Annotated in this window: 13 protein-coding genes; 7 read left to right on the top strand and 6 right to left on the bottom strand. The window is 69.5% G+C overall.

All coding sequences use genetic code 11. The annotated features are described in order from the left end of the window. Window positions 1–80: 80 nt before the first annotated feature. The gene (gene motA, locus AC1RUS_RS10585; RefSeq protein ID WP_492915769.1) at window positions 81–950 is read right to left on the bottom strand and encodes a flagellar motor stator protein MotA; all 870 of its coding nucleotides are present in this window, start codon (window positions 948–950) and stop codon (window positions 81–83) included. A 130-nt stretch (window positions 951–1,080) separates the two neighbouring features. On the opposite strand from motA, the gene AC1RUS_RS10580 reads away from it, so the two are divergent. Continuing rightward, entirely contained in the window at window positions 1,081–2,391 is a 1,311-nt protein-coding gene (locus AC1RUS_RS10580) for an MFS transporter (RefSeq protein WP_492915767.1), read from the top strand. On the opposite strand, the gene fixK is transcribed toward AC1RUS_RS10580, so the two are convergent. Beyond that, window positions 2,388–3,023, bottom strand: coding sequence for a transcriptional regulator FixK (gene fixK, locus AC1RUS_RS10575; RefSeq protein WP_492915765.1), 636 nt, complete (start codon window positions 3,021–3,023; stop codon window positions 2,388–2,390). The genes AC1RUS_RS10580 and fixK overlap by 4 nt on opposite strands. 163 nt (window positions 3,024–3,186) lie before the next feature. On the opposite strand from fixK, the gene AC1RUS_RS10570 reads away from it, so the two are divergent. Then, window positions 3,187–3,597 (top strand): response regulator, encoded by a 411-nt coding sequence (locus AC1RUS_RS10570; protein ID WP_492915763.1) that lies wholly within the window; start codon window positions 3,187–3,189, stop codon window positions 3,595–3,597. An 85-nt stretch (window positions 3,598–3,682) separates the two neighbouring features. On the opposite strand, the gene fixJ is transcribed toward AC1RUS_RS10570, so the two are convergent. The 4 genes from fixJ to cydD form a co-directional block, all read right to left on the bottom strand. After that, window positions 3,683–4,288 carry a response regulator FixJ gene (fixJ, locus tag AC1RUS_RS10565; protein ID WP_492915761.1) on the bottom strand — a complete coding sequence of 202 codons (606 nt, stop codon included), beginning with the start codon at window positions 4,286–4,288 and terminating at the stop codon, window positions 3,683–3,685. Continuing rightward, window positions 4,281–5,750: a PAS domain S-box protein gene (locus tag AC1RUS_RS10560; RefSeq protein ID WP_492915759.1), complete on the bottom strand. Its 1,470-nt coding sequence runs from the start codon at window positions 5,748–5,750 to the stop codon at window positions 4,281–4,283. Before AC1RUS_RS10560 ends, fixJ begins: the two co-directional genes overlap by 8 nt. Window positions 5,751–5,902: 152 nt before the next feature. Beyond that, a complete protein-coding gene (locus tag AC1RUS_RS10555; RefSeq protein ID WP_492916292.1) occupies window positions 5,903–7,426 on the bottom strand; it encodes an ATP-binding cassette domain-containing protein in 1,524 nt (507 codons plus the stop codon). 59 nt (window positions 7,427–7,485) lie between these two features. Then, window positions 7,486–9,147: a thiol reductant ABC exporter subunit CydD gene (cydD, locus tag AC1RUS_RS10550; RefSeq protein WP_492915757.1), complete on the bottom strand. Its 1,662-nt coding sequence runs from the start codon at window positions 9,145–9,147 to the stop codon at window positions 7,486–7,488. A gap of 123 nt (window positions 9,148–9,270) precedes the next feature. Between cydD and AC1RUS_RS10545 the strand changes: the two genes are divergently transcribed. The 5 genes from AC1RUS_RS10545 (at window position 9,271) to AC1RUS_RS10525 (ending at window position 15,432) form a co-directional block, all read left to right on the top strand. Next, a complete protein-coding gene (locus AC1RUS_RS10545; protein WP_492915755.1) occupies window positions 9,271–10,830 on the top strand; it encodes a cytochrome ubiquinol oxidase subunit I in 1,560 nt (519 codons plus the stop codon). A gap of 14 nt (window positions 10,831–10,844) precedes the next feature. After that, window positions 10,845–11,993, top strand: coding sequence for a cytochrome d ubiquinol oxidase subunit II (gene cydB, locus AC1RUS_RS10540; protein ID WP_492915753.1), 1,149 nt, complete (start codon window positions 10,845–10,847; stop codon window positions 11,991–11,993). 15 nt (window positions 11,994–12,008) lie between these two features. Next, window positions 12,009–12,128, top strand: coding sequence for a cytochrome bd-I oxidase subunit CydX (gene cydX / locus AC1RUS_RS10535; RefSeq protein WP_035043223.1), 120 nt, complete (start codon window positions 12,009–12,011; stop codon window positions 12,126–12,128). 164 nt (window positions 12,129–12,292) lie between these two features. Then, window positions 12,293–12,745 carry a chemotaxis protein CheW gene (locus AC1RUS_RS10530; RefSeq protein WP_492915751.1) on the top strand — a complete coding sequence of 151 codons (453 nt, stop codon included), beginning with the start codon at window positions 12,293–12,295 and terminating at the stop codon, window positions 12,743–12,745. 224 nt (window positions 12,746–12,969) lie between these two features. After that, window positions 12,970–15,432, top strand: coding sequence for a TonB-dependent receptor (locus tag AC1RUS_RS10525; RefSeq protein WP_492915749.1), 2,463 nt, complete (start codon window positions 12,970–12,972; stop codon window positions 15,430–15,432). Window positions 15,433–15,452 lie beyond the last annotated feature (20 nt).

Raw genomic sequence — 15,452 nt, 5'->3', positions numbered from 1 at the left:
GATACCGGTTTCGAACGGACGCGCAAGCGCCGGATCACGCGTCCGTGATTACAAGTGCGACAGACTTTCTGTCGGCCCTATCAGGCTTCGTTCGGGATCTGCTGCAAGGCCTCTTCCAGCTCCAGGAAGCTGGGTTGCGACTCCGAGGGCACGTTGCCGCGGCCGATTTCGACCGAGATCTGGGCGGCGTTGCCGTGCAGGTGGGCCACCAGGACGGCCTGGATGATCTTGTAGAAGGCATGGTCGTCGTCGACCACCGAGGCCAGGCGCGTGGCCATCGGGCCGACCAGGCCATAGGCCATGAACACGCCCAGGAAGGTGCCGACGAGGGCCGAGCCGATCATGCCGCCCAGGACGGCCGGCGGTTCGGTGATCGAGCCCATGGTCTTGATGATGCCCAGCACGGCGGCGACGATGCCCAGGGCCGGCAGGCCGTCGGCCAGCTGGGTCAGGGCGTGGGCCGGAGCGTGGGCCTCGTGGTGGTGCTTCTCGAGCTGCTTCTCCATCGCGTCCTCGACCTGGTGGGGATCCTCCAGGTTCATGGTCATCATCCGCAGGGTGTCGCAGATGAAGTCGACGGCGAAGTGGTCGTGGCTGATCTTGGGGTAGCGGTTGAAGATCGAACTGTCGTGCGGCTTTTCGATGTGGCTTTCCAGGGCGATGACGCCCTTGGACTTCATCGTCTTGGTCAGCAGGAACAGCAGGGACAGCAGGTCGCGATAGTCGGAGGCCTTCCACTTGGGGCCCTTGAAGATCTTGCCGAAGCCGCCGCCGGTGGCCTTGATCGTGGTCATCGAGTTGGCGATCAGGAACGCGGCGACGCCGGCCCCGAGGATGGCCATCAGCTCGTGAGGCGCGGCCTCGATGATCACGTCCAGCTTGCCGCCGGACATGATGAAGCTGCCGAACACCAGGCCGAAGAGCAGGACGATGCCGATGATCTGGAACATGACGTTAGGCCGACCCCGAGAATTGATCCGGCATCATCGCCATTAATGCTTAATCCAAGGTTCTCGCCGCGCAAAGACCCCGTCGCCCGGCGAGTTGCACAGCCGGACCGACGCGCCTAACAATCGTTTGATGTCAACCGGCCTACAAGAAGCCCGGACCAACCGGGGCGCGTTCGCCATCCTGTTCGGGGTGCAGGTCGTCTCGGCCATGGGCAACAGCGGCATGTGGTCGGTCCTGCCCGCCATCGGCCGGCAGATCGGCATTCCCGACGTGCTGGTGGCGGCGATCTTCTCGCTGTCGGCGGTGCTGTGGGCGGTCAGCTCGCCGTTCTGGGCCAGGCAGTCGGACCTGCGCGGCCGCAAGCCGATGATCCTGCTGGGCATGACCGGCTTCTGCGTCTCCATGACCCTGTGCGCGATCGTGGTCAGCGCCGGCCTGCATCACTTCGCCGCGCCAATGATCATCTTCGGCCTGTTCCTGACGGCGCGGGCGCTGTTTGGCCTGTTCGGCTCGGCCTCCAACCCGGCCACCCAGGCCTATATGGCCGAGCGCACCAGCCGCGAGGAGCGCACCCAGAGCATGGCCACCCTGGCCGGGGCGTTCGGCCTGGGCACGGTGGTGGGACCTTTGCTGGCGCCGCTGTTCGTGCTGCCGATCGTCGGCCTGGCGGGGCCGATGTTCGCCTTCGCCATCCTGGCCGGCGTGATGCTGGTCGTGGTCCAGCGCGGCCTGCCCGAGACCTTCACGCCCGGCAACGCCGACACCCCGCCGCGCCGACGGATGGGCCTGCCGTTCCGCGGCGTCGGCGCGGCGCTATGGAAGGACCCGCGCCTGAAGCCGTTCCTGATCTACGGCTTCCTGGTCGCCTCGTGCCAGACCGCCCAGTCCCAGACCCTGGGCTTCCTGATCATCGACAAGCTGAAACTCCCCCCGATGCAGGCCCAGGGCTACATCACCCTGGCCATGGCGGCCGGGGCGGTGGCGGGGCTGCTGGCCCAGTGGGGCCTGATCCGGATGTTCTCGATGCGCCCGCGCGACCTGATGCGCTGGGGCGTGGCGGCCGCCGCCGTCGGCAATATCGTCGTCGCCTTCTCGCCGGACTACGCCGCCGTGGCCATCGGCTTCGCCATCGCCAACCTGGGCTACGGTTTCGCGCGGCCGGGCTTTACGGCCGGGGCCTCGCTGTCGGTCGGGGCCAAGGACCAGGCCGGGGCGGCCGGCGCGATCGCGGCGATCAACGGCTTGAACGTGGTGTTCGGCCCGCTGTTCGTGCTGCTCTACCGCCACATCGGCTGGGGCCCGTTCATGCTCAACACCCTGATCCTGGGCGGTCTTCTGATCTATGCCCTGCGCCAGGAACGGTTGCGCCACGCCAACGCCGGCGACGCCCAGGAAGAGGCGACCCTGGCGAGCCTGGAGCGGAGCGACGAGGGGAGTTAGCCGTGCAGCCGCTTCAGCGCGGCCCGGTCCTTCAGCACGATGTGCCGGGTGGTCGGCAGGGCGATGACGCCGTCGGCCTGCAGCTGGGTGAGGGTGCGCGACACCGTCTCGATGGTCAGGCCCAGATAGTCGGCCATGTCCTGGCGCGACATCGGAACGTCCAGCTCCTCGCGCGCGCCGGAGCGCTCGGCCAGATCGATCAGCAGGCCCACCACCCGCTCGCGCGCCGACTTGCGACCCAGCATCACCACATGGTCCTGGCTGCGCTGCAGACCCGCGACGGTGAGGCGGAACAGGGCCTTGGCCACGTCGCTGCGCTGGGCGGCCAGGTCGCTGAGCGCGCCCCGGCGGACCATGCGCACGGTGGTGTCGACCATGGCCTCGGCGGTGACGCGATGGACGTCGCCGGCCTCGATGCCGAAATAGTCGCCGGCGAAGTGGAATTCGTCGATCTGCCGACGGCCGTCGCGCAACAGCCGGCAGGTGCGCACCGAGCCGGAGATCACTTGGTAGACATAGTCGGCAGCCTCGCCCTCGCCGAAGATTTCCTCGTCGCGCGCATGGCGCAGGCAGGGACCGGTGAAGCCGAAGGGGGCGGTTGGAACGGTGTTCAGAGCCAGGGGAGACAGCATGCGAGGTGTCCGTGTTTGACCCATGTCTGAGCCTGGCCGGGCGCGCGGTAAATTCGGGTGCGACGCCTAAGGCCTTCTACTTACGCGGGGCCGCGTAGCCCGGTCTGGAACGATCTTGCGCTAGATCAAGGCGGGTCTCGGCGGCCTGTGATGAGGTCGCCCGATGTGCGGCGCTCCCGACATTGGCGACGGCGATCCCCTGATCGTGGTGCTCGATCCCGACGAGGCCCTGCGCGAGGCGCTGCGGTTCTCGCTGGAGACCGAGGGCTACCGGGTCAGCGCCTTCGGCTCGGCGCGCGAGCTGCTGGACTGCGCACCCTGCTCGCGGGCGGCCTGTTTCGTCATCGACGACGCGGGCTGCGACGCCCCTCTGAGGGCGATGCTGCGTCGGCAACGCGCGCCGGTGATCCTGCTGTCGGGACGGCCCGAGCGCGTGCGGGCCGGATCCCGCATGGCGATCGTCGAGAAGCCGCTGGTGACCGACGCGCTGAGCCGGCGGATCGCGGCGGTGCTGAGCGCCCCCTCCGTCACGTCGCCTAGCGGCGCCGCGCCACCTCCCCCGTTTTACGGGTGAGGAGAAGGAGCGCTTTGTCCTCCCATGCGAAACGGGGGAGGTGGCGCGATGCGAATACGCATCGTGACGGAGGGGGCGTCGAGCATCACCCCCGCGCCGACAGCGTCATCCGCACCAGGGCCGCCAGGTTGTCGGCGTGCATCTTGGTCATCAGCTTGGCGCGGTAGATCTCGACGGTGCGCGGGCTGATGCCCAGGTCGCGGGCGATGACCTTGTTGGGGTGGCCGGCGACGACGCCGTCCAGCACCTGGCGCTCGCGTTCGGACAGGGTCTCCAGCCGCTGCAGGATCTCGGCCTTGTCGCCGGAGGCGGCCGAGGCCTCGGTCATGGCGCCCAGGGCCCGCTTCAGGGCGTCGAGGATGCGGCCTTCCGAGAACGGCTTTTCGATGAAGTCGACGACGCCCGAGCGCATGGCCTCGACCGCCATGGGGATGTCGCCGTGGCCGGTGATCATGATGATCGGCATGCGGGCGTTCAGCGCCGCCAGCCGGGCCACCAGCTCCTGGCCGCTCATCTCGGGCATGCGCACGTCGGTGATCACGCAGCCGGACTTGGCGGTGGGCAGGGCCTCCAGGAAGGCCGGCGCGCTGGCATAGGCCACCACCTCGAAGTCGGCGGACTCCAGCAGGAAGGCCAGGGACTCGCGGGCGCTCTCGTCGTCGTCGACCACATGGACAACCGCCTCAGTCATGCACGTCTTCCTCCTGGTCGGCCGGGGGCAAGGTGAAGCGGAAGAGGGTTCCGCCGCGCGGATTGGCCTCGGCCCAGATCCGCCCGCCATGGGCCTCGATGATCGAGCGCGAGATCGAAAGCCCCACGCCCATGCCTTGCGGCTTGGTGGTCATGAACGGCTGGAACAGTTTTTCCAGCACGTCGTCGGCGATGCCGCCGCCGGTGTCGGCGACGCTGACCCGCGTCCAGCCGTCCTCGGTCAGGTCGCTGGAGATCACCAGCTCGCGGCGCGGCTTGTCCTCCATGGCGTCGATGCCGTTGCGGATCAGGTTCAGCAGCACCTGCTGGATCTGCACCCGGTCGGCGAAGACGATGTCGGCGGCCGGAGCCAGGGACAGGCGCACGTCGACCTGCCGCTCCTTCTCGCCGATCAGGGCCAGGGCGCTGGCCTCCTCGACCAGCTTGGAGAGGCTGGCGGCCTCGCGTTGGCTGGCGCCGCGCCGGACGAAGTCGCGCATGCGGTGGATGACGTCGCCGGCCCGCAGGGCCTGGGCGGCGGCGCGGTCGATGGCGTCGCGCACCTTGGCCTGGTCAGCCTCGCGGCCTCGGTCGATCAGGCGGCGCGAGCCGGTCAGCAGGTTGGCGATCGCCGACAGGGGCTGGTTCAGCTCGTGCGCCAGGGTCGAAGCCATCTCGCCCATCGCCGTCAGGCGCGAGACGTGGACCAGCTCGTTCTGCAGCTCCTGCAGGCGGGTCTCCGTGCGCTGGCGGTCCGTCAGGTCACGGATGAAGCCGGTATAGGAGGGGCGGGGGCCCTTGGTCTCGCCGACCGCCAGCTCCATCGGAAAGGTCGAGCCGTCCTTGCGTTCGCCCACCACCACCCGGCCGACGCCGATGATCCGTCGGTCGCCGGTCATGGCGTAGCGGTTGAGATAGCCGTCGTGCTGTTGGCGGTGCGGGCTGGGCATCAGCAGGCTGACGTTCTGGCCGATGGCCTCGTCGGCGCTCCAGCCGAACAGGCGCTCGGCGGCCGGGCTGAACGAGGTCATGATCCCCTCGCGGTCGATGACCACGACGGCGTCGGGCACGGTGTCGAGGATCGACTGCAGGTGGGCGTTGGTCGCCGCCGCCCGCCGCCGCGCGGCGTGGAACCAGCCGCCGCCGATGGCCATGCCGATGCCGACCAGCAGGAACAGAACCCCGCTCAGGGCCCCGACCAGGTTCTGGGGATCGTCCTGGGTGACCCAGCCGACCGCCAGGCTGGCGAAGACGGTGGCGAACAGGCCGCAGATCAGCCCGCCCAGGGCGGCGCTGACCAGAACGGCGGGGATGAACAGCAGGAACGACGAGGCGGCCGTGAAGGCCTCTCCCAGCGACAGCCGCAGCACGAAACTGGCCGCCACCGCCGCCGCCGCGACCATGTAGGGGCCGGGGCGCGGATCGCTGAACAGGGGATAGGAGGTCTTCCGGACCGCCGTCATCGCGTGATCGTCTCCATCGTGTTGTCTTATAGCGAAGGCTCGCCGCATTGCACTGGCCCCCTCCGCGCCTTCGGCGCTCCTCCCCCATAGGGGGAAGATGAAGGTCGGCGCGGCTCATCTTCCCCCTATGGGGGAGGACGACCGCAAAGCGGTCAGGAGGGGGCGAGTATCCGCCCACAAATCCCCACCGGCGCCGGCCGATGGCTGACGATCACCGCGCCCTGCCCCGTGCGGTCCAGTCGCGCGGCCAGGCGCTCCAGCACCAACGCCTCGGTCGTCGCGTCCAGGCCCTCGGTGGGCTCGTCCAGCAACAGCCAGGGTGCGGGGCGCAGATAGACGCGGGCCAGGGCCAGGCGTCGCCGCTCGCCGCCCGACAGCCGCTCGCCGTTGTCGCCCAGCCAGGCGTCCAATCCGCCTGGCGCCGCGCGGATGCGGTCGTCGAGGCCGGCGTCGCGCAGGGCGTCCCATAGGACGTCGTCGGGCGCGTCGGGCGAGGCCAGCCGCAGGTTGTCGCGGGCCGAGCCGACGATCAGGGCGGCGTCCTGCGGCAGGTAGGAAAAGACGGCGCGGGCCACGGCGGGATCCAGCCGCGCCAGGTCCGCGTCGCCCACCAAAATCTGACCCGGTTCGACCGCGCGCAGGGCCAGAAGGCGCTCCAGCAGGGTGGTCTTGCCGGCTCCGGACGGACCCAGGATCGCGACGCGCTCGCCGGGCGCGAGGTCCTGGCCCAGCAGGCGAAGGCCTGGGTCGCGCAGGCGCGGCGCGGTGGTCGTGGCGGGGGCGTGACGCAGCACCGCGTCCAGCCGGTCGGCGGCCTCGGCGGCGGCGCCGTCCTGGTCGAAGGCGTTGGCCATCCCGATGACGCCGTCGACGGCCATGGCGGCGGCCAGGCCCGCCAGCGCGGCGAGCGCCGGACCGGCCGGGGCGGCCAGGGCCGTGGCGCAGGCGACGGCCAGGCCCAGGATCGCCACTTGCGACAGGGCGATCCAGCCCTTGGCGCGGGCCGCGTCCAGGCGGGCGGCGTCCAGCGTCCGGGCGCGGTCGGCCAGGGTCTCGCCGGCCCAGGCTTCCAGGCCATAGGCGCGCAGTTCCGGCGCGGCGGCGGCGAGGCTGGCGGCGGCGTCCTTCAGGGCGCCCGTGCGGGTCTGGATCGCGCGGCCGGCGGGAGCCGACAGGCGGCGAGCCAAGGTTCGGGCCGCCAAGATCGCGGCGGCGGCGGACAGCAGGATCGCCAAGGCCGGCGCCCATCCCGCCAGCGCCGCGAGCGTGACGCCGGAAACCACCGCCGCCCCCGCGCCCCACGGCGCGGAGAGACGCACGAAGCGGGTCTCGATGGCGTCGACGTCCTGCACCAGCCGCGCTGAGGCCTCGCCGCCCGAAAGCGCCATGGCCTGAGCGGGCGGGGCGGCGGCGAGGGACGAGAACAGCACCGGTCGGATCGCGGCCAGGGCCCGCAAGGCGGCGGTGTGTCCGGAGAGGCGCTCGACGTAGCGCGCGCCGGTCCGCAGGATGGCCATCAGCCGGATCGTGGCGCTGGGCAGCAGCACGTTGAAGGCCTGGGCCGCCGTCAGGCCCGCCGCACCGGCCAGGGCGGCGCCCGTGATGAACCAGCCCGACAGGCCCAGCAGGATGGTCGAGGCCGCGCCGACCACGGCCGCGCCGGCGGCGGCCAGCATCACGGCCTCGCGCTGCTGGCGACGCTGGGCGCGGACCAGGGTCTGGAGAGGCGAGCCGCTCACGCCAGCCTCACGACGTGGTCGGCCAGGGCCGCCAGCGCCTGGGAGTGGGTGGCGATCAGCGTGGTGCGACCGCGCGCGGTTTCGCGGATGGCGTCCAGCAGGTCCCGTTCGGCGGCGGCGTCGAGATTGGCGGTCGGCTCGTCCATCAGCAGGATCGGAGCGGGCTTGAGCAGGGCTCGGGCCATGGACAGCCGCCGGCGCTCGCCGCCCGACAACCCGCCGCCGCGCTCGTCCAGCAGGGCGTCCAGGCCCCCGGCGCGGGCCGACAGGGCGCCGGCCAGACCGACCCGTTGGGCGGCGGCCTCGATCTGCGCGCGCGTCGCGTCGCGATTGGCCAGGGCCAGGTTGTCGGCGATCGAGCCGGCGACGATCAGCGGCGACTGCCCGGCCCAGGCGACCTGGCCCGACAGCGCGCCCAGCTCGTCCAGCGGCCGGCCGTCGATCCGGATCGTCCCGGCGCTGAGCGGGGCCAGATCCAGCAGCAGGTTCAGCAGCGAGCTCTTGCCCGAGCCGCTGGGGCCCAGCAGCACGGTGATCTTGCCGGCGGGAGCCTCGAGGTCGAAGCCGTCGACGGCCGGGGCGTCGGCGTCGGGATAGCGCACGCTCACGCCCTCGAAGCGGAGGGGCGGCGGGGCGGTGAAGACCGGCGCGGCGGGCCTCGGCGCGGGCGAGGGCAGGGCGATCAGGCTGGCGGCGGCGGCCTCGGCGGCCTGCTTGTCGTGATAGGCGGCCGCCAGGCGGCGCATCGGGGCGTAGACCTCCGGCGCCAGGGCCAGCACGAAGAAGGCGCGCTTCAGGTCCAGCTGCTCGGGAACCGGGAAGGGCAGAAGGCGCAGCAGATTGAAGCCGCAATAGACCGCCACCAGCGCCACCGACAGGGCGGCGAAGAACTCCAGCGCGCCCGACGACAGGAAGGCCACGCGCAGCACGCGGATCGTCCGCCCGGCCAGCTCGTCGGCGGATTTGGCCAGGTCGCGGGTGACCCGGCCCTCGGCCTGGAAGGCCAGCACCACGGGAAGGGTACGGACGCGGTCGAGGAACAGGGCCGACAGCCGTTCCAGCGCCTGGAACTGGGCGCGCGATTCGGCGGCGGCCGCTGTTCCCGCCAGCGCCATGGCCAGGATGAAGGGGATCATCGCCCCCAGCAGGATGGCGGCGGCGATCGGGCTGGCGAAGGCGGCGACGCCGATCAGGGCCAGGGGCGTGGCGGCGGCGGCCAGGCGCGCGGGCAGGAAGCGCGAGACGTGGCCGTCCAGCGCCTCGACCCCCTCGACGAGGGCGGTCGTGGCGTCGCCGCGCGACACCGCCCCGTCCGGGGCGCGGGTCAGCAGGGCGGCGGCCGTCTGGGCGCGGGCGGCGGTCTTGACCAAGGCGGCGGCCTTCGCGCCCGCCTCGCCGGCGGCCTTGCCCATCAGGCCGCGCGCTACGGAGGCGACGACCAGCAGGGTCAGCCACCCGACGACGACGGTCAGACCGCGTCCCTTGGCCAGGGCGTCGACGGCGCAAGCGAGGGCGGCGGCGAAGACTGTCGCCGCCGCCCCGTCCAGCAGGACCAGGAGCCGGGCGCGACGCAGAGGTGAGGCGCCGGCCTGGCTCAGGGTCTTCAATCTCGTCGCGACCTGGGGAAGGTCGTCGATAAGCGCTGGACGAGCTTGCATGGGTTGAGTGTAGGCTAGCTTTGCCTGTCGACCTTGATCTGGATCAAGGTCGGCGCGGCCCGACCGGTCCAGGCTGTCGCTCTCGGTCGGCGTGATCATTCGCCGTCCGCTTCGGAGCTGTGCATGGACCCCGCCGTCATCGACCTCTCGAGGCTGCAGTTCGCGCTGACCGCGCTGTACCACTTCCTGTTCGTGCCTCTGACGCTGGGGCTCTCGTTCATGCTCGTCATCATGGAGAGCATCTACGTGATGACCAAGCGTCCGATCTGGCGGACGACGGTGCGGTTCTGGGGCGTGCTGTTCGGCATCAACTTCGTGCTGGGCGTGGCCACGGGCCTGACCATGGAATTCCAGTTCGGCATGAACTGGGCCTACTACTCGCACTATGTCGGCGACATTTTCGGCGCGCCGCTGGCCATCGAGGGCCTGATGGCCTTCTTCCTGGAGGCCACTTTCGTCGGGCTGATGTTCTTCGGCTGGGACAAGCTCAAGCCCGTCGCCCACCTGGCCGTCACCTTCCTGGTCGCCCTGGGCACCAACCTGTCGGCCCTGTGGATCCTGGTCGCCAACGGCTGGATGCAGAACCCGGTCGGCGCGGCGTTCAATCCCGACACCATGCGCATGGAGGTCGCCGACTTCCGCGCCGTGCTGTTCAACCCGGTGGCCCAGGCCAAGTTCGTCCACACCGTCAGCGCCGGCTACACCATCGCCGCCGTCTTCGTGCTGGGCGTGTCGGCCTTCTACCTGCTGAAGGGCCGCCACGTCGGCTTCGCCAAGCGCTCGATGACCGTGGCCGCCGCCTTCGGGCTGGCCTCGTCGCTGTCGGTGGTCGTGCTGGGCGACGAGAGCGGCTACGCCCTGACCGACAACCAGAAAATGAAGCTCGCGGCCCTTGAGGCCATGTGGGAGACCGAGCCCGCCCCGGCCGGCCTGACCGCCTTCGGCATCCCCAGCCTGGCCGACCGTAAGACCCACTACGAGGTCAAGATCCCCTATGTGCTGGGCCTGATCGCCACCCGCAGCATCGACCGTCCGGTCTCGGGCATCTTCGAGCTGGTGGCCACGGCCGAGGACCGCATCGAGTCCGGCGTCGTGGCCTATGGCGCGCTGGAGACGCTGAAGGCCAATCCCAAGGACATGAACGCCCGCGCGGCCTTCGAACTGCATCGCCGCGACCTGGGCTACGCCCTGCTGCTGAAACGCTATGTGCCCGACCCACGCATGGCCGATCCGGCCACCATCAAGAAGGCCTCGTGGGACACCGTGCCCAATGTGCCGGTGATGTTCTGGGCGTTCCGGATCATGGCGGGCACGGGTCTCCTGATGATCGCCCTCTTCGCCACGGCCTTCCTGCTGGTCACCCTGCGCAAGCACGAGACCAAGTGGTTCCTGGTCCTGGCCGTCTGCGCCATTCCGCTGCCGTGGATCGCCACCGAGCTGGGCTGGGTGCTGGCCGAGGTCGGGCGCCAGCCCTGGGCGGTGGAAGGCGTGCTGCCCACCTTCCTGGGCGCCTCGACCCTCACCGTGGCCCAGCTGTGGACCACCATCGTGCTCTTCACCCTGCTGTACGGCGCCCTGGCGGTGGTCGAGGTCGGGCTGATCGTGCGCGCCATCAAGAAGGGCCCGTTCGCCGAGCAGGAGGCGTTCGGAACGCCCGCCTCGGCCGAACCCGCCGTCGCTTAAGAGGAGAGACCGACATGGAACTCCCGATCGACTACGCGACCCTTCGGGTCATCTGGTGGGCGCTGATGGGCGTCCTCTTCATCGCCTTCGCCCTGACCGACGGCTTCGACATGGGGGTCGGCGCGCTGCTGCCTTTCGTGGCCAAGACCGACGAGGAACGGCGGATGGTCATCAACACCATCGGCTCGACCTGGGAAGGCAACCAGGTGTGGTTCATCACCGGCGGGGCGGGGATCTTCGCCGCCTGGCCGCTGGTCTACGCCGCCAGCTTCTCGGGCTACTACCTGGCCATGTTCCTGGTGCTGGCGGCGATGATCCTGCGGCCGGTGGGCTTCAAGTACCGCTCCAAGCGGCCCGAGGCGCGCTGGCGGTCGTTCTGGGACTGGGCGCTGTTCACCGGCGGTTTCGTGCCGGTGCTGGTGTTCGGCGTGGCCGTGGGCAATGTTCTGAGCGGCGGCCACTTCTCGTACGACAGCGACCTGCGCCTGACCTTCCACGCCGGCTTCTGGGCCCTGTTCACGCCCTTCACTCTGCTGTGCGGCCTGCTGTCGGTGTCGATGCTGGTGCTGCACGGCGCCGCCTGGCTGACAGTGAAGGCCGAGCCCGGCCCGGTCACCGACCGCGCCCGGGTGTTCGGCGAGATCGCCGGCCTGGCCAGCATCGTCCTGTTCGCGGCCGGCGGCTTCTTCGTCGCCTTCGGCGGCATGGGCTTCCGGCTGGAGGGCCTGACCGACGCGGCCGGCCCGTCCAACCCGCTGCGCACGGCCATCGTCGCCGCGCCGGGCGCGTGGCTCGACAACTATGTCCGCCACGGCTGGATGATCGTCTTCCCGGTGCTGGGCTTCGTCGGGGCGGGCCTGGCCCTGCTGGGCCTGCGGCTGGACAAGGCCTGGATGTCGTTCAGCGGCTCCTCGGCCTCGGCCGTGGGCATCATCGCCACGGTCGGCCTGTCGATGTTCCCGTTCATCCTGCCCAGCGCCAGCAATCCGGGCTCCAGCCTGACGGTGTGGAACGCCTCGTCCAGCCATCTGACGCTGTTCATCATGCTGCTGGTGACGGCGGTCTTCCTGCCGCTGATCCTGCTCTACACCAGCTGGGTCTACAAAGTTCTGTGGGGCCGCAGCAGCACCTCCGCCCTGTCCACCAATCCAGACCTCTACTGAGGGAGCAAGAAAACCATGTGGTACTTCACCTGGATCCTGGGCCTGGGCCTGGCCGTCGCCTTCGGCGTGCTGAACGGCGTCTGGTACGAATTCAACCTGTCGGATGACGGCGACGAGGGCTTGTCGGAGCCTTGAGCGCCTGGATGCCGAGCAAAGGAGGGCGCGACAAACGAGCGCGCCCTTTCCGGCGTCACCGTTAACCGTTGTTAAAGAGCGGATCGGCTCTTGTGTCAGCGTGGCCTGGGGCGCGTGAGCAACGCGACCGAGCGCTCGCGAACCGCATTCAGGGGACCTGAGATATGACCGATCAAGCCGAACCGGCCCTGGAGCTGATCTCCTTCTGCATCGGCGAGCAGGAGTTCTGCATCGACGTGAAGACCGTCCGCGAAATCCGCGGCTGGACTCCGGCGACGCCGATCCCGCACGCCCCGTCCTACCTGCGCGGCGTCATCAACCTGCGCGGCGCGATCATGCCGGTCATCGACCTGCGCAACCGCCTGGGCCTGGGGGTCACCATCCCCGAGACCCGCCACGTCATCGTGGTGGTGGAATGCCAGGACCGCCTGGCCGGCATCCTGGTGGACGCCGTGTCGGAAACCTTCACCGTCTCGCGCGACCATCTGCAGCCGGCTCCGGACATCGGCGTCGAGGAACTGCGCTTCATCCAGGCGATCATCTCGATGGAGAACCGCCTGATCACTTATCTGCGCATGAACGACGTGTTCCCGGCGCTGGTCAGCGAAGCGGCCTAAAGCCAAGTTTCCGACCACATCGACAAGGAGCCGCCGTCCCCGTGACGGCGGCTCTTTTCGTTTCCAGGCCTGGGCCCGCCGCGCCTGCGTCCAGGCGGCCTATCAAATCTGATAGCTTGCTCCCGAACTCTCCTGGCCCTCAGGCTTTCGTCGGCTCCCCGCATGCCGAGGGGGCTGCAATGCGCCAGCACCCAACGAAGGTGCGGCCATGAGGAGGAAACGGGATGGGAACGCAGTTTCAGGGCGCGTTGGCGCCGATGCTTGGCGTGTCGGTCATCGCGCTGATCGCCGCTTCGCCGGCGGTGGCCCAGGGGCAGGCCGCTACGCCCCCCGCCGCGCAGGCCGGTTCGAGCACCACCATCGAGACCCTGGTCGTCACCGCGCAGCGCCGCGAGGAATCGATCGAGACCGTCGGGATCCCGATCCAGGCCTTCAAGGGCGAGACCCTGGAGCGGCTGCGCATCAACGATCCCGAGGACCTATCGGCGGTGGCGCCCAGCTTCTCGGTGTCGCAGAGCTATCAGGGCGTGCCGACCTACACGCTGCGCGGCATCGGTTTCAACACCATCAACATCTCGGCCACCTCGACCGTGGGCACCTATGTCGACGAGGTCGCCTACGCCTATCCGATCATGAACAGCGGCCCGATGTTCGACCTCGAGCGGGTCGAGGTGCTCAAGGGGCCGCAGGGCACGCTGTATGGCCGCAACACCACCGCCGGCCTGATCGACTTCGTGACCGCCAAGCCATCGCCGGTGTTCGAGGCCCGGGCGGGCGTCGAGGCGGGCAACTACGACACCGTGAACGTCGAGGGCGCCCTGTCGGGGCCGCTGGGCGACCACGTCCAGGCCCGCGTCTCGTTCCGCACCGAGGACAGCGGCAAGGGCTGGCAGGTCAGCAACAGCCGGCCCGGTGATCGGCAGGGCGAGGTCCATCGGTACGGGGTGCGTTGGGGCGCGGCCTTCCAGCCCAGCGCCAACCTCACGATCGACGCCTCGTACAACCTTTGGCACAACGGCTCCGACACCGTCGCGGCCCAGGCCATCGGCTTCACGCCGGGCACGGCCGCCAGCCCGTTCAACGCCCCGGGCCTGGTGGCCTATGTGAACAGCCACGCCCCCACCAAGTCCAGCCAGGCCGACTGGTCCTCGCTGGCGTCGCGCTCAGCCGACATCGGCACGGGCCTGGGCATAAGCGGTCCGGCCAAGGAGAACACCGACTTTGGCGGCGCCAAGCTGCGGGTGAACTGGGACCTGAGCGACAACATCCGTCTGGTGTCGCTGACCAGCTACAACGACCTGGAGCGCCACTCGGTGTCGGACTGGAGCGGCGCGCCCTATGAGATCCTGGTCCAGAAGACCAGCGGCCGGATCAAGTCGTTCGCCGAGGACTTCCACCTGGAGGGCTCGACCGACGCCTCGCACTGGCTGATCGGCGTCTACTACGCCAAGGACGACATCCTCGACAGCAACCGCACCATGCTGGGCCAGAACGCCAATGTCGGCCTGATCCGCTACAACGGCGCCCTGCTGCTGGCCACGCCGTTCAACTCGAACGGCTACACCGCGCTGCAGATGAGCCAGGCGTTCCGGACCTACGAGGACATCGGCAACATCACCGCCAAGACCTCAAGCGTCTTCGGCAATTTCGACACCAAGCTGGGTGACGCGTTCAAGCTGTCGCTGGGCCTGCGCTACAGCGAAGACAAGCAGGACTACGCGGGCTGCTCGCGCGACTTCAACGGCAACATGCTGCCCAACGTCAACGTCGTGAACCGCTATCTCTACTTCTCGGCCTACGGGACGATCCCGGCCCAGATCACCCAGGGCGCCTGCAACACCTTCAATCCCATGACCAAGACCTTCGGTCAGGTGACATCGTCGCTGGACGAGAACAACCTGGCCTGGCGGGTGGGGCTGGACTGGACGCCGGCCGAGAACTTGCTGTGGTACGCCTCGGTGTCGAAGGGCGCCAAGGCCGGCTCGACCCCGATCAACGCCGCCAACATCTCCACCCAGAATGCGCCGGCCAAGCAGGAACTGCTGACGTCGTACGAGACCGGGGTGAAGGCCGGGCTGCTGGAGCACCGCGTTCAGGTCAACGCCAGCGCCTTCTATTACGACTACAAGGACAAGCAGCTGAGCGGCTATTTCGCCGACCCGATCTACACCGCCCTGGCGCGACTGGTGAACATCCCCAAGTCGGCCGCCTATGGCGTGGACGGCGACATCACCTGGCGCGCCGCCGCGCCCCTGACCCTGATCGCCTCGGCCACCTGGCTGCACACCGAGGTGAAGGGCTATTCGGGCACGAACGGCGCGGGCAAGACGGCCAATTATGACGGGTCCGAGTTCCTCTCCAGCCCCAAGTTCCAGGGCGGCCTGACGGCGCTGTTCTCGCAGGACCTGTCGAACGGCCTGGTGTTCCAGGCGGCCTTCACCGGCCGCTACCAGTCCAAGTCGCACGCCGATCTCGAGGGCAACCCGCTCTACGAGATCAAGGCCTACGGCCTGGTCAACGGCAGCGTGGGCGTCGGCGCCGCGGACCAGCGCTGGAACGTCTCGATCTGGGGGCAGAACCTGGCCGACAAATATTACTGGAGCGCGGTCAGCAGCAACGCCAACACCGTGGTGCGCTTCCCCGGCAAGCCGCGGACCTACGGCGTGGCGCTGACGTCCAAGTTCTAGGCGGCCGCCAGCAATCGGAC

This window comes from Caulobacter sp. GW821-FHT10F06, assembly GCF_058809215.1.
Note: the sequence above shows the minus strand (reverse complement) of the source record. Positions and strands in the feature narration are given on the sequence as shown.

Bases quoted from the DNA above. Each gene is read 5' to 3' on its own strand.
- motA (WP_492915769.1), bottom strand. From the start codon at position 950: ATGTTCCAGATCATCGGCATCGTCCTGCTCTTCGGCCTGGTGTTCGGC.
- AC1RUS_RS10580 (WP_492915767.1), top strand. From the start codon at position 1,081: ATGTCAACCGGCCTACAAGAAGCCCGGACCAACCGGGGCGCGTTCGCC.
- fixK (WP_492915765.1), bottom strand. From the start codon at position 3,023: ATGCTGTCTCCCCTGGCTCTGAACACCGTTCCAACCGCCCCCTTCGGC.
- AC1RUS_RS10570 (WP_492915763.1), top strand. From the start codon at position 3,187: ATGTGCGGCGCTCCCGACATTGGCGACGGCGATCCCCTGATCGTGGTG.
- fixJ (WP_492915761.1), bottom strand. From the start codon at position 4,288: ATGACTGAGGCGGTTGTCCATGTGGTCGACGACGACGAGAGCGCCCGC.
- AC1RUS_RS10560 (WP_492915759.1), bottom strand. From the start codon at position 5,750: ATGACGGCGGTCCGGAAGACCTCCTATCCCCTGTTCAGCGATCCGCGC.
- AC1RUS_RS10555 (WP_492916292.1), bottom strand. From the start codon at position 7,426: ATGCTGGCCGCCGCCGGCGCGGCCGTGGTCGGCGCGGCCTCGACCATC.
- cydD (WP_492915757.1), bottom strand. From the start codon at position 9,147: ATGCAAGCTCGTCCAGCGCTTATCGACGACCTTCCCCAGGTCGCGACG.
- AC1RUS_RS10545 (WP_492915755.1), top strand. From the start codon at position 9,271: ATGGACCCCGCCGTCATCGACCTCTCGAGGCTGCAGTTCGCGCTGACC.
- cydB (WP_492915753.1), top strand. From the start codon at position 10,845: ATGGAACTCCCGATCGACTACGCGACCCTTCGGGTCATCTGGTGGGCG.
- cydX (WP_035043223.1), top strand. From the start codon at position 12,009: ATGTGGTACTTCACCTGGATCCTGGGCCTGGGCCTGGCCGTCGCCTTC.
- AC1RUS_RS10530 (WP_492915751.1), top strand. From the start codon at position 12,293: ATGACCGATCAAGCCGAACCGGCCCTGGAGCTGATCTCCTTCTGCATC.
- AC1RUS_RS10525 (WP_492915749.1), top strand. From the start codon at position 12,970: ATGGGAACGCAGTTTCAGGGCGCGTTGGCGCCGATGCTTGGCGTGTCG.